13 protein-coding genes and 1 pseudogene are annotated in these 12,836 nt (G+C 72.7%); 1 reads left to right on the top strand and 13 read right to left on the bottom strand.

The window, feature by feature from the left end; translation table 11 throughout:
* Positions 1-27: 27 nt before the first annotated feature.
* From HUN58_RS01710 to HUN58_RS20995, 3 genes and pseudogenes are all read right to left on the bottom strand, one after another.
* A complete protein-coding gene (locus tag HUN58_RS01710) occupies positions 28-426 on the bottom strand; it encodes a hypothetical protein (protein ID WP_058741089.1) in 399 nt (132 codons plus the stop codon).
* A 95-nt stretch (positions 427-521) separates the two neighbouring features.
* Entirely contained in the window at positions 522-872 is a 351-nt protein-coding gene (locus HUN58_RS20400; RefSeq protein ID WP_254631594.1) for a hypothetical protein, read from the bottom strand.
* Positions 873-896: 24 nt separating this feature from the next.
* A pseudogene (locus HUN58_RS20995) lies at positions 897-1,175 on the bottom strand (alpha/beta hydrolase); the annotation flags it as partial.
* Between the two features lie 33 nt (positions 1,176-1,208).
* Between HUN58_RS20995 and HUN58_RS20880 the strand changes: the two are divergent.
* Positions 1,209-1,331 carry a hypothetical protein gene (locus HUN58_RS20880; protein WP_257222048.1) on the top strand — a complete coding sequence of 41 codons (123 nt, stop codon included), beginning with the start codon at positions 1,209-1,211 and terminating at the stop codon, positions 1,329-1,331.
* 78 nt (positions 1,332-1,409) lie between these two features.
* Here the strand turns inward: HUN58_RS20880 and HUN58_RS01700 are convergent, their stop codons facing one another.
* The 10 genes from HUN58_RS01700 to HUN58_RS01660 all read right to left on the bottom strand — a co-directional run bounded on the left by HUN58_RS01700 (position 1,410) and on the right by HUN58_RS01660 (position 12,711).
* Positions 1,410-2,057, bottom strand: coding sequence for a class F sortase (locus HUN58_RS01700; RefSeq protein WP_141862822.1), 648 nt, complete (start codon positions 2,055-2,057; stop codon positions 1,410-1,412).
* On the bottom strand, positions 2,058-3,590 hold the full coding sequence (locus HUN58_RS01695) for a tyrosine-protein phosphatase (RefSeq protein ID WP_141862819.1): 1,533 nt from the start codon (positions 3,588-3,590) through the stop codon (positions 2,058-2,060).
* A gap of 132 nt (positions 3,591-3,722) precedes the next feature.
* Complete coding sequence (locus HUN58_RS01690) at positions 3,723-4,151, bottom strand: hypothetical protein (RefSeq protein ID WP_141862817.1); 429 nt, start codon at positions 4,149-4,151, stop codon at positions 3,723-3,725.
* Positions 4,152-4,254: 103 nt separating this feature from the next.
* Entirely contained in the window at positions 4,255-4,722 is a 468-nt protein-coding gene (locus tag HUN58_RS01685; protein ID WP_141862815.1) for a hypothetical protein, read from the bottom strand.
* Between the two features lie 276 nt (positions 4,723-4,998).
* Positions 4,999-6,054 (bottom strand): BLUF domain-containing protein, encoded by a 1,056-nt coding sequence (locus tag HUN58_RS01680; protein ID WP_180224705.1) that lies wholly within the window; start codon positions 6,052-6,054, stop codon positions 4,999-5,001.
* A gap of 118 nt (positions 6,055-6,172) precedes the next feature.
* The gene (locus HUN58_RS01675; RefSeq protein ID WP_141862811.1) at positions 6,173-6,919 is read right to left on the bottom strand and encodes an ABC transporter permease; all 747 of its coding nucleotides are present in this window, start codon (positions 6,917-6,919) and stop codon (positions 6,173-6,175) included.
* Positions 6,916-7,623 carry an HAD family hydrolase gene (locus HUN58_RS20390; RefSeq protein WP_167510142.1) on the bottom strand — a complete coding sequence of 236 codons (708 nt, stop codon included), beginning with the start codon at positions 7,621-7,623 and terminating at the stop codon, positions 6,916-6,918. The genes HUN58_RS01675 and HUN58_RS20390 overlap by 4 nt, the downstream gene beginning before the upstream one ends.
* Positions 7,624-7,763: 140 nt before the next feature.
* A complete protein-coding gene (locus tag HUN58_RS01670) occupies positions 7,764-9,371 on the bottom strand; it encodes a glyceraldehyde-3-phosphate dehydrogenase (RefSeq protein WP_180224707.1) in 1,608 nt (535 codons plus the stop codon).
* A complete protein-coding gene (locus HUN58_RS01665) occupies positions 9,371-11,242 on the bottom strand; it encodes a phosphoenolpyruvate carboxykinase (GTP) (protein WP_180224708.1) in 1,872 nt (623 codons plus the stop codon). The genes HUN58_RS01670 and HUN58_RS01665 overlap by 1 nt, the downstream gene beginning before the upstream one ends.
* 26 nt (positions 11,243-11,268) lie before the next feature.
* On the bottom strand, positions 11,269-12,711 hold the full coding sequence (locus tag HUN58_RS01660) for a cation:dicarboxylase symporter family transporter (protein ID WP_180224709.1): 1,443 nt from the start codon (positions 12,709-12,711) through the stop codon (positions 11,269-11,271).
* Between the last annotated feature and the right edge of the window lie 125 nt (positions 12,712-12,836).

Raw genomic sequence — 12,836 nt, 5'->3', positions numbered from 1 at the left:
TCCTGTCCCGCACCGCGGCGGCCGCTGTCAGTTCTCGAGTCGCTGCTGGTCGGGCATCCCGTCGGAGCACTTCGACGTCGCCGACATCTGGTAGTTCCCCGGGTAGGCGTCGAAGCTCGCCGACACGACCGGCCCACCGCGCCCGCGGACTCCCGGTACCGGGTCGGGGCCACCGCTCTGGTACTCGTCGACGTCGACTCCGGCGTCCCGCCAGTGCTTGCTCACCGCTTGCACGTCGACTCGGGCATCAGCGCCAGAGGTGTCAGCCCGCTTCATGACGTAGACGAACATCGTGCCGGGTGCACCGGAGTCTTGCTCGCACTCTCGGACGCCGGGACCGCTGAGGTGCTCCCAGGTGCCGCCGGCGGCGGTCGTCGACTGCTCGACGAATTCGATCACGGACTGCTTCGCTTCCGAAGGCTTCATGGTGGGTTCTCCAGGGTCGTGGGCGCAGGCCGCCAGGATGAGTGCGGACCCGACCAACAGCGCCGTCACCGACGCCGGTTGCGATCGTCGCGCCGTCACGGGACCTGTTGCATCTGTTTGAGCACGGTCTTCTCGTACCACGTCATCCCCTTGGGTTCGTGCTTGGTCATCGCCTCAGGGTGGCCCGTCGTGGCCTGCCCGATGTTGTAGAGCGGCTCCGTGTCGGGGTCCAGGTACCCCCGCATCTCCTTGGTGTGGACGTTGTGGTCGTCCACGGAGAGCTTCTCGTCGTCGCCGGGGACGCCGTCCGTTCCGAACGCGGTGGCGTCGAAGTCGGGGTCGGTGGGATCTTGACCGTGTGACCAGCTCAGCCTGCCGGTCTGTGCCCATCGGTCGCCTCGTCCTGGCTCGAAGACCCAGATGTTCTGGGCCTGTCCGGCGTACACGTGGTCCGCGTGAAGGTCCGATGCGTTGTCGACGGAGTCGGGGAGGCCTGCCGAGCCGATCGTCGTGAAGGTGTCGACGTGGATGTCCGGCTTCGTCAGCGTGTACGCAGCGGTGGTCGAACCGTACGAGTGGGCGACGATGTTGTTCGAGTACGAGTCGTCTCCGCGCGACGCCTTCAGCCCGCGCAGCGCGTTCGCGAGCTTCTCGCTGCCGTCCCTCGCGTACTTCGTGCCGAGGACGCCGAAGTCGAGTTGCCCTTGGATGACGGGTTGCGGCGGTGTCGAGTAGCCGACCCAGGAGATGACGGCACGGTCAGCTGGTCCGGTGAGGCCCTGTTGCCGCCGAGCACCTTCACCGTGCCGGTCGACGCCCAGGACGTCCTCGACGGCGGGGCGCTCGCGGCGGGGTCCGAGCTGTCGCTCGGGGCCTGGGACGTGCGGGTGGTGGCCGTCCGGTAGACGCGACCACAGGACGGACGGGAGGCGCGGTGCCAGCTGGCACCGCGCCTCCCGTCCGGTTTGCGGTCGCGTGCCGCCTCAGACGCGCGTCGCCTCGATCACCACGTTGTCGACCGAGGGTCGACCGTCCGGCCGCTGCAGGCAGGTGACGACGACGAGGCGGTCGGGAGTGTCCGCCCAGACGGTCGCGTCCGTTGCGATGTCGCCCTTCCGGACGGTCTCGGTGCGCGTCACGCGGTAGGTGACGTCGTCGACCGTGATCGTGGCACCGGCGGCGATCCGCGCCCGTCCGTCGGCGACGTCGATCAGGGCGTTGCCCGGACCGACACCCCCGCCGCGCAGCGAGTGCATCGCGACGAAGACCGTGCCACGAGAGGCCGCGGACGGCTCGACGCCGAGGTTGCGGACCCAGTACGCGGACGTGGACCCGGGCGGTTCGATGACCCCGTCGGCGACGTCCAGTGCCCCGAGCGGAACGTCGAGCCCGACCGAGGGCACCACGAAGCGACCGTGCCCGGACGGCGTCGCCGAGGCCGCTGCCGGCGGCGGCGGACCGTCGAGCTGCACGGCGTTGCCGGCGAGGTCGACGCTCGACGTCGTACCGGAGCCGTGCGGGTGCGGCGTGAGGAGCTCGACGCCCGCGACGGCGATCATCGCAGCCGCCGCGGCCCCCGCGACGGCGGTGAGGCCCACGCCCCACCGCCGTCGCTGCGCTGTGCTCGGCACTCAGCGCCCCGTCCGGAGGCGCGCGCGGAGCCGGAACGCGCCGAGGCCGCCGAGGACGAGGGCGCCGAGACCGCCGAGGGCCAGCCACGGGGCGTCGTCCCGACCGCCGACGACCGTGCCGCCCGTCGCGACCGACGGCCCGACCGCTGCCGTGGTCGTCGCGCCGGTCGAGGTCGCACCCGTCGTGGTCGACGCCGTGATGGTGGCGGTCACGGTGAGGGCGAGCGGGTCGCTGACCGCGTCGCCGGCTGCGTCGGCGAGGAACAGCGTGTGTGCACCGGGGACGAGGTCGGCGGGCAGCGTCACCGAGGCGCGGACGGAGCCGTCCTGGGCCGCGGTCACGTGGCCGAGGACCTGCGGCGTCGAGTGCACGACGACCTCGTACACGGAACCGGGCGTCATGCCACCGGCGTCGACGGTGACGGTCGACCCGGGCGTGAGCGTGCCGTGCGCCGCGAGCGTCAGCGTCGGGCGGGCGACGGTCACCCGGTAGGTCCCGGTGGTGGTGCCGTCCTCGGCCGTGACCGTGACGACGGCGGTGTCGCCCTGCACGTCGACGGTCGAGCGGGCTGCCGCGTTCGTCGTCGTGACGTGCACGTCGCCGCTCGTGAGCGTCGCGACCGGCGCGGTGACGGTCGCGCCCGCACCGGAGGACGCGGCGGCGAGCGGGACGGTGACACCGTCGACGGTGATCGCCGACGCGGAGGCGTCGTTCGAGACGAGGAAGCGGCTCCGCAGGGCCGCCGCCTCGGCCGGGGTCACGCCGATCGTCTTCGACAGGTAGGAGTCCATGCCGGCGTACTTGGTCGCGATGTCGCTCTCGAAGGTGCCCTGCAGCAGCGCGGGCGTCGCCCACGTCACACCGAGCTGCGTGTTCGAGAGCAGGTAGTCGTGCAGGATGTCCGCGCTGTCGACGCCGAGGACGCGGTCGAGCAGGTCGACCACGGTGCCCGTGCGGTCCATGCCGTGCGAGCAGTGGATGAGCACGGTGCCGCTGGTGTGGGTCGCGAGGATCTGCAGGACCTGCGCGTACGCGCTGATCATCGGTCCGCGGTCCGATGCGTCGACGTAGCCCTTGTCGACGAGGTCGTGGTACATCGCGGTGTCGTCGCTGTAGTTGCCGTCGGCACCGAACATCGAGATGTCGACGTCCTTCGCGCCCGGGATGGCGACGTCGGGCTTCGCGGCCACCTGCGTGGGGGTGCGCAGGTCGATGACGAGGTCGACGTGGTACTTGCTCGCGAGCGTCTGTGCGCCGGCGGCCGTGACCTTGTCCAGCGACTCCGAGCGGATGAGGCGGGAGGCGTCCACCCGCTGCCCGCCGAGACCCGTGAAGGCACCGAGCTCGCGACCGTTCACCATCCCGGGGACGTCGGTGATGGCGTGGTCCTGCGCGGTCAGTGCCGGCTGGGCACCGGCGTCGGCGTGGGCGGCGGTGGACGAGAAGGCGACTGCGCCGAGGACGGCGGCAGCGGCGACGGCGGTGGAACTCGCGCGGAGGAACGCGGACGAGCGGGCGGGACGGCGGGACACGGGTCTCCTCGGGGACGGGGCAGCGATGTCGGTCGTCCGGTCGTCCGGGCGGCCCGCGGAGCAGCGTGCCGACGTCGCCGGTCCCGTCCGTGAACGGGTCGGGGCGGTGGGGTTACCGGGAGGTGAGGTGGGTCACAGGTCCGGGGTCGTGTCCCGCTGGCGCCCGCGCACGACCGACGCGGCCACGAGCGCCGCGCCGACGATCGCGGGGTACGCGCTGACCGCGGAGTACCCGACGGCGTCCGTCGGGCTCCACCACTGCGTGGTCCCGGTCGTCCAGGCAATCCGCTGCGTGACCGCGAACACGGTGACGAGGAGCACGACGGCCCCTGCGGTGGTGCCGACCGTCGGCCAGCGCGTGCCCACGGCCACGGCGGCCGCGCCCACGACGGCGAGCCCCGCGAGCACAAGTGGGTTCGTGGTCGAGCCGCCGCCGAGCGGTGCCGTGGCGATCACCGCGACCACGTACACGGTGACGAGGCCGACGAGGACCCCGGTGCCGAGCCGCGCGGCGATCCGGTTCGGGTGCTGACGGGTGGTGGTCTCGGACGTGGTCGTCATGGTGTCCCCCTCGACCGACACGACGGCGTGTCGGGGCCCCAGCGTCGCACGCCGACCGGGCGCCGTCCAGCCGCTGGCGTCGCGCCGGCTGCGCTCCGGCAGCTCAGGCGCGTGGACGGGGCTGTTGCGCGCTCGCTCGCCCCGCGGCCGCCCCGTACAGGAGCGCCCCCTGCAGCGCGACCCCGGCGCCGAGGACGAACACGATGATCCCGGCCGCGATCGCCCTGACCGAGCTGCCGACCGCGCCCGAGACGATGCCGAGGGCGGCATCGGCGAAACCGGTCAGGAACGCCGCGATCGTGAGCGCCTGGAACGTCCGGGGGCGCGGCGCGGTCGTCGGGCCGACGGCGAACCGTCGAGCCGCGACCGCGATGGCCGCGCCGATCGCCGCGAGGGCCAGGTGTGCGACCGCCGGGCCGGACAGCGGTGGTTCGGTCGTCGCCACCCAGATCCAGGCCGCCGCCAGGACGAGCGACGCGACAGCGGCCACCCAGCACACGGCGGCGTTGACAGCCGGTCGACGTGTCCGGAAGTCGGTCACGCCGTTCCGCTCGTTGCCCTGGTGCGTCATGTGGTCCCCCCCCCCGTCGCCCGGTCCGCGCTGCTGGTCAGCGCCGTGCCCAGCACGTTGTCGTGCCCGGACCCACCATCCCACGCTGCACGGCAGAGCGACCGGCCGCTCGCCGCCACGGCAGGACGGCAGGATCGAGGTGCGTCAGCGACGCTCGTCCGGCGGGCGCACGGTCACCGGGGCGAGCCACCGCGACAGAGGTGTTCGACATGGTGGAGCGCCACGGCGGCGCGGACGACGGCTGGGTCGGCGAGGTGGAGACGCCCGGCGACTGCGCTACCCTCGGGCCCCGGCGACCGGGATGTCCCAGTACGTCGGCTGCTCGTACTGTTCCGACCAGCCACGACGCATCCGCGTCGCAGCCCGGTCGAACGCGTCGACGAGGTCGGTGTCGGTGGTGAGCAGCGCCTGCAGCCGCAGCCCGTCGTACAGGGCCAGGAGCTGTTCGGCACCGCGGATCGGGTCCATCGTCTCCGGCTCGCGACCCGCGCGCACGTCCTCCGCGAGTCCGTTCCGGACGGACTCCCGGAAGCGGCGGTAGATCGATCGGTAGTAGTCGGCCCCGTCGACCGTCGGGTCCGCCGCGGAGACGAGACTCGCGGCGAGGAGCTCCACGAGCCCCGGTTCCTCGGTCTGCGCCGCGAGGAGCGCGTGCAGGTACGCGACCGTTCCCTTCTCCGCCATCAGTGGCGTCAGCGGCGTCGAGATCGCCAGGGTCCACCGTTCCACCGTGGCCGCGAGCAACGCGCGCTCGGTCGGGAACGCTGCGCGCACCTCCGTCGGGGTCATCCCGGCGTGCGCTGCGGCGACCTCGAGGCTGAACCGCGTCACCCCGCCGTCGTGGAGCGCGAGGATCGCACCGTTGATCGCCCGCGTGCGCGGTGCCTCGTCCGCGTCGGCGCTCCGGCTCGTCAGGGGCGCGAGCGGGTGCTTCCGGAACCACTCGAGCAGACCGCGAGCGCGACTGAGGCCCGCGGCCGGATCGAGCGGACGGCCGGGTGCGAACAGGTCGCTGAACCCTGGGACATGCTCCATCAGCGGGTCGATCGGCTGGAACGCCATCGACCAGTCCGGGAAGGCCCGCCGCTCGATCGACTCGTCCATGAGGACCCGCACGTTCGTGTGCCGCGGATCGGTGCGGACCTGTTCGAAGCGCGCACCGACGACGGCGTCGTCGCCCTCGAGGATGCCGAGGCAGTTGTCGCCCTTGTGCGCCAGGATGCCGGTCACCCCGAGCACGGTGTTCTTCTCGCGGCCGACCGCGAGGATCTGGGCGAGCTCGGTGTCCGTGATCGGACGGGTCTGCGTGCTGGTGTACACGATCGAACGCATGGAACGGGGTCTCCCTTTCTCACCGGGGTACGGCGTCCCTCCGAGTGAACCGTTCGGTCCACTGCGCCACAACCCCCAGATCGGCCGGGTCCGCGCCGGCCTGGAGGATCGCGGTGCGTCAGCGACGCCCGTCCGTCGGGCGCACGGTCACCGGGGCGAGCCACCGCGTCAGGCACACGGCCGTGCAGGCCCCGGCGGTCGCGATGGCGGCGAGCACGACGATCTGGAAGCGCCCGGCCTCGAGCGGGGAGAGCCCGCCGAACACCGCCCCGACGAAGGCGCCAGGCAGGGTCACCAGTCCCGTCGTCTTCGTCTGGTCGACCGTCGGGACGAGTGCTGCACTGACGGCACGGCGCACCAGGGTCTCGGTCGCACGGCGCGGGGGAGCGCCGAGCGCGAGCCACCCCTCGACGGTGTCCCACTGGTCGACGAGCAACTCGCGGAAGCGGCGACCACTGATCGTCGCGATGGTCATCGCGTTGCCGATCACGATCCCGCCGACGGCCAGCGCGTACCGCGGGCTCAGCTCGATCGCCCCGGTGCCGAACACCACCGCACCCGTGACGACGATGCCGATGGCCATCGAGACACCGACCGGGAGCGCGGACTCGCGCAGCGTGCCGAGCCGTCGGGCAGCCGTGACCACCGCGACGGAGAACATCACCACGAGCGCGACGGCGATCAGGACGGGTGAGCGGATGATGCCGGACAGCACGAGGCTGATCACCGCGAGCTGCGCTGCGCCGCGCAGGATCGCGACGGCGGGTGCCCACGGGGCCTCGGCCCGGGTCGCGAGCAGGACGGCCATGGCGACCGCCACGAGCAGCAGCACGCCGACGAGCGTGTGCAGCAGCGAGTCGGTCACGCCTCGAACAGTACGGGGCGGCCCGGCTCCAGGGCGCTGAGGACGGCCACCCGCACGGCGTCCGGGCTGGTGGCCTCGCGGTCGACGAGCAGCCCCCGCATCCCGGCCCGACGGGCACCGGCGACGTCCCGCTCGGGGTCGTCGCCCACGAACAGGCATGCGGACGGGGCGAACCCGAGGGCGCGCGCGATCCCGGTGAAGGCCCGCTCGTCCGGCTTCTGCAGGCCCGTCCGCCCCGACGCGTGGACGACGTCGAAGGCCTCGCTGAGCCCGGTCCGCGCGAGCTTGTCGCACTGTTGTTCCGCGTCGCCGTTGGTCAGGAGCCCCAGGCGGTACCCACGGGACCGGAGTTCGTCGAGCAGGTCGCGGCTCCCGGGGAACGCTCGCCACGCGGCTCGGTACCGCCGGAGGTAGTCCGCGAACAGGTCGTCGAGTGCCGCGGTGTCGTCGAGGTCGAGTGGGTGTCCGAGCGCCGGCAGCACCGTGCGCAGACGCTCCCGCCGCTGCTCGGCGAACCCGATCTCGCCCGACCGCCACCGTTCGAAGTGCTCGTCCTCGGCAGCTGCCCACCGCCCCAGGGCCGGCGCAGAGGCGGGCAACCCGAGGTGCGTGAGGAACGCAGTGGCACCGGTCCTCGCCGCAGCGCGGTGATCGAAGAGCGTCCCGTCGAGGTCGAACACGACCGCCTGCAGGTGCTCCGCCACGTCAGAACATCGTGTCGGCGTTCGCTGCCTCCGGCTCGCCGGCGGCGGACGCCGGTTCGGAGGGCCCACGGACGAACTGCGCGTTGTGGGTGGCTGCCATCGTGTCCTCATCGTGCGGTGCTGGCTCGGTGCGCCAGAACCTACTCGCCCGGACGGGCGGCGGTCGCGACGGGCTGCTCCGGAGCGGTGAGTGCGCCCGCCGGAGCAGCGGGGCGGACTGCTGCGCGCCTCCCGGCCGGGGTGGCGGGGAGTGCCGTCGGACGGCCACCCGCCATCTCCTGCAGGATCCGGTGGACCTGCCGACTGTAGCCGGACTCGTTGTCGTACCAGACGTACAGGACCACGTGCTCGGAGCCGTCCGCGATCGTCGCGAGCCCGTCGACGACGCCCGCGCGGCGGCTGCCGAGGAAGTCCGTCGAGACGACCTCGGGGGACTCGACGTAGTCGATCTGGCGGCGGAGCGACGAGGTGAGCGACGCGTCGCGGAGCAGCCCGTTCAGGGCGTCGCGCGTGACGGGCCGGGCGAGGGTCAGGTGCAGGACCGCGAGCGACACGTTCGGCGTCGGGACGCGGACGGCGTTGCCGGTGAGTCGACCCCGCAGCTCGGGCAGGGCCTTCTCGGCGGCGCGCGCCGCACCGGTGGCGGTGATGACCATGTTCAATCCCGCCGCCCGACCGCGCCGGTCGGCGGGGTGGTAGTTGTCGACGAGGTTCTGGTCGTTCGTCGCCGAGTGCACGGTCTCGACGTGGCCGTGCACGACGCCGTACGCGTCGGACACCGCCTTGAGGACGGGGACGATCGCGTTCGTCGTGCACGAGGCCGCGCTGACGACCGGGGCGTCACCGACCTGGTCGTGGTTGATCCCGTGCACGACGTTCGGCACCCCGCCCGTGCCCGGGGCGGTGAGGAGCACCCGGGCGGCTCCGGGGGCGAGCAGGTGCTGCTCGAGGCCCTCGGCGTCCCGCCAGCGGCCGGTGCTGTCGACGACGATCGCGTCCTCGATGCCGTGGGCGCGGTAGTCGACCGCGCTCGGGGCGTCCGCCGAGAGGAACTGGATCAGCGTGCCGTTCGCGGTGATCGTGTCGTGCTCGGGGTCCACCGTGACGGTGCCGGCGAACGGGCCGTGGATCGAGTCCCGGCGGAGCAGGCTCGCGCGCTTCACCAGGTCGTCGGGACCACGGCGACGGACGACGACGGCGCGGAGCGCGAGGGGCGCGTGCTCGCCGGCGCGTTCGAGCAGGATCCGGGCGAGCATCCGGCCGATGCGCCCGAAGCCGTACAGGACGACGTCGCGCGGGGCGGGGCGGGGACCGTCGGGGCCGTCGTGCGGTGCGGCGCCGCGGGCGAGGAAGAGTTCGTCCTCGAGGAACTCGCGGAGCGGCGTGCCGAGCGGATCGGCACGGTGGCGGGCGGCGAGGTCGGCGAGGTCGACGGACGCCGAGGACAGGGTCATGGCGTCGAGCTCGGTGAGGATCGCCAGGCTCTCGGTCACGGGGAGCTCGGTCTCGTCGACCCGGCGCGTGGAGCGGTGCGCCTTGACGATCCCGATCGGGGACTCGCCGACGAGGGGCCGGCCGTAGACCGAGGTGACGACGTCGTCCCGGCGGTACAGGCGTCCGATGAGGGGGACCATCGCCTCGGCGGCGGCGAGCTTGTCGGTCCAGGCGCGCTGCAGTCGTGCGCGGTCCGCCGCGGACGGCGGCGCGCTGGGCTGCGCGCTGGGTGTGGTGCTGGGCGAGGTCGCCATCAGACGACCTGCGGGGTGCGGGCGGGGGCGGCCGCGGCGGCGTGCAGGGCTGCCCGCCGCTCGTCGAGGACGGCGGTGAAGACCGCGGGGGAGCGGCCGGCGAACTCGTCGAGGAACTCCTCGGTGCGGCGGCACTCCTCGAGCCACGAGTCCGGGTCGACGGCGAACAGGGCGTCGAGCTGCGCGTCCGAGATCGCGAGCCCCCGCACGTCGAGGTCCGCGACGTCGGGGAGCAGGCCGACCGGGCTCTCGACCGCGGGGACGGCGCCCTCGACCCGGCGGGCGATCCACTCCAGCACGCGGGCGTTCTCGCGGAAGCCCGGCCACAGGAAGCTGCCGTCCTGGTCCTTGCGGAACCAGTTCACCTGGAAGACCGCGGGGGCCCCGGCGCCGAGCTGCTCGCCGATGTCGAGCCAGTGCGACCAGTGCTCGGCCATGTCGTAGCCGCAGAACGGCAGCATCGCGAACGGGTCGCGGCGGAGCTCGCCGACCGTCCCCTCGGCCGCGGCGGTGCGCTCGGACGACACGGTCGCGCCCATGAACACGCCCTCGGCCCACGTCGGCGCCTGGGCCACGAGCGGCACGTTCGTCGAGCGTCGGCCGCCGAACACGACGGCGTCGATCGGCACGCTTGCGTCGACGTCGGCCGCGAGCGACGGGCAGCGGTCGAGCGCGACGGTGAACCGGGCGTTCGGGTGCGCGGCCGGGGTCCCGCTGGCCGGGGTCCAGTCCGCACCCGTCCAGTCGACGAGGTGCGCGGGCGGCTCCGGCGTCAGACCCTCCCACCAGACGTCGCCGTCGTCGGTCAGGGCGACGTTCGTGAAGATCGTGTCGGCGGCGATCGTCTCGACGGCGACCGGGTTCGTGTCGGCGCCGGTACCGGGTGCGACGCCGAACAGTCCCGCCTCGGGGTTGATCGCGTGGAGCCGGCCGTCGGGAGCCGGGCGCAGCCAGGCGATGTCGTCGCCGATGGTCTCGACGGACCACCCGGGCAGCGCGGGCTGGAGCATCGCGAGGTTCGTCTTGCCGCAGGCCGACGGGAACGCCGCTGCGACGTGGAACGCCCGGCCCTCCGGCGAGGTCAACCGGATGAGGAGCATGTGCTCGGCGAGCCAGCCCTCGTCGCGGCCCATCACCGACGCGATCCGGAGCGCGAAGCACTTCTTCGCGAGCAGCGCGTTGCCGCCGTAGCCCGAGCCGTACGACCAGACCTCCCGCGTCTCGGGGAACTGCACGATGTACTTCGTCTCGGCGCAGGGCCACGCCACGTCCGGCCGCTCGCTGCCGGCCTCGTCGCGCAGGGGCATCCCGACGCTGTGCACGGTCGCGACCCACGGCACGCCGGCCCCGATCGCGCGGAGCACCTCCGGCCCGAGGCGCGTGGTCTTGCCCATGCTGAGCACGACGTACGCCGAGTCGGTGACCTCGACCCCGAGCTGCGAGATGGGACCGCCCACCGGACCCATCGAGAACGGCACGACGTACATCGTCCGGCCGCGCATGCTCCCGGCGAACAGGCCGTCCAGCTCCGCACGCATGGCGTCCGGGTCCCGCCAGAGGTTCGTCGGGCCGGCGTCCTCCGGGGTGCGGGAGCACGTGAAGGTCCGACCCTCGACCCGTGCGACGTCGTCGGGCGCCGAGCGGGCGAGGTAGCTGTTCGGTCGGCGCTCCGGGTCGAGGGCGATCAGCTTGCCCTCGTCGACGAGCTGCTGCGTGAGGCGAGCGGTCTCGTCCGGTGACCCGTCGCACCAGACGACGGCGTCGGGGCAGGTGAGGGACGCGACCCGGGCGACCCACGCCTCCAAGGCGACACGGGGTGAGCCGGGGACGGTGGCGGGGGCGGGCGTCGTGTGGTTGGGGTTCGTGATCATCGTCGATCTCCTCGTGTCGGGGGGGACTACCGGCGGGTGGCGGCCTGGCGCTCGGGCTCGACGATGGTGCGGACGGCCTCGGTCGAGATGCGCTCCTGCTGGTCCGCCGCCGACGCCGACGCCGACGCCGACGTGGCCGGTGCGCCGTGCTCGTCGGCGGACATCGTCCGCTCGTCGAACGGCGCGGCACCGGACAGCACCCGCTCGACCTGCTCCTTGTCGATCTGGCGCGTCCAGGTGCCGACCAGGACGGTCGCGACGGCGTTGCCGGTGAAGTTCGTCAGGGCGCGGGCCTCGGACATGAACCGATCGATGCCGACGATCAGCCCGACGCCGTTCACCAGGTCGGGACGGTGCGCCTGGAGACCGCCGGCGAGGGTCGCGAGGCCGGCGCCGGTGACGCCCGCCGCACCCTTCGAGGCGATGATCATGAAGACCAGGAGCGAGATCTGCTCCGGGATGTTCAGCGGGGTGCCGAGGGCGTTCGCGATGAACAGCGACGACATCGTCAGGTAGATGGCCGTGCCGTCGAGGTTGAACGAGTAGCCGGTCGGCACGGTGACGCCGACGACGGGCTTCGAGACGCCGAGGTGCTCCATCTTCGCGATGAGGCGGGGCAGGCTGACCTCGCTCGAGGACGTCGACACGATGAGCAGGTACTCGCGGCCGAGGTACTTCATGAGCCGGAAGATGTTGACGCCGGTGACGAGCCGGAGCAGGAGCCCGAGCACCCCGACGACGAAGACGATGCAGGTGATGTAGAAGGCGACCATGAGCGTGCCGAGCGCGACGAGCGCCGCGACACCAGTGGCACCGACGACCGCGGCGATCGCTCCGAAGGCGCCGACCGGCGCGACCCACATCACCATCGCGAGGATGCGGAACACCAGGGCCTGCAGATGCCGGATCCCGGTCAGGATCGGCGCACCCTTCTCGCCCATCGCCTGGAGCGCGAAGCCGACGAGCAGGGCGACGAAGAGCGTCTGCAGGATGCTGCCGCTCGTGAGCGACGACACCAGGGTCGCGGGGATGATCCCGAGCAGGAACCCGGACGTCGACGACGCGTTCTCCTCGGTGCCCGCGGGCAGCTCGTACGTCGCCTTGGACATGTCGAGGTGGTCGCCGGGGTGGATCAGGTTGCCGACCACCAGGCCGATCGCGAGGGCGAACGTGGACATCGCGATGAAGTACCCGAGCGCGAGCCCACCGACCTTGCCGACCGTCGCCGCCTTGGCGATCGAGCCGACGCCGAGGACGATCGTGCAGAAGATGACGGGGGCGATCATCATCTTGATGAGGGCGATGAAGCCGTCCCCGATGGGCTTGAGGCCGACCGCGAACGTCGGGGCGGTGAGCCCGACCACGATGCCGGCGAGCACGGCCACGATGACCGCGATGTAGAGCCAGTGCGAACGGTCCAGCCCGCGCCGCCGGACGGGGCGTGCGGTGGACGAGTGCGTCGATGCCATGAGACTTCCTTGTCGTCAGGACCGGGGCGTCGTCACCTCGGTCGGCTCGTTCCCCGGGGGGACGGGCCCACCCTGCCGCGGACCGTGGGCCGGGCGTGACTTGCGTTCATTGCGTTCACGGATGC

It is taken from the genome of Curtobacterium sp. Csp1 (assembly GCF_013347185.1).
This window is presented reverse-complemented; position numbering and strand designations above follow the sequence as displayed.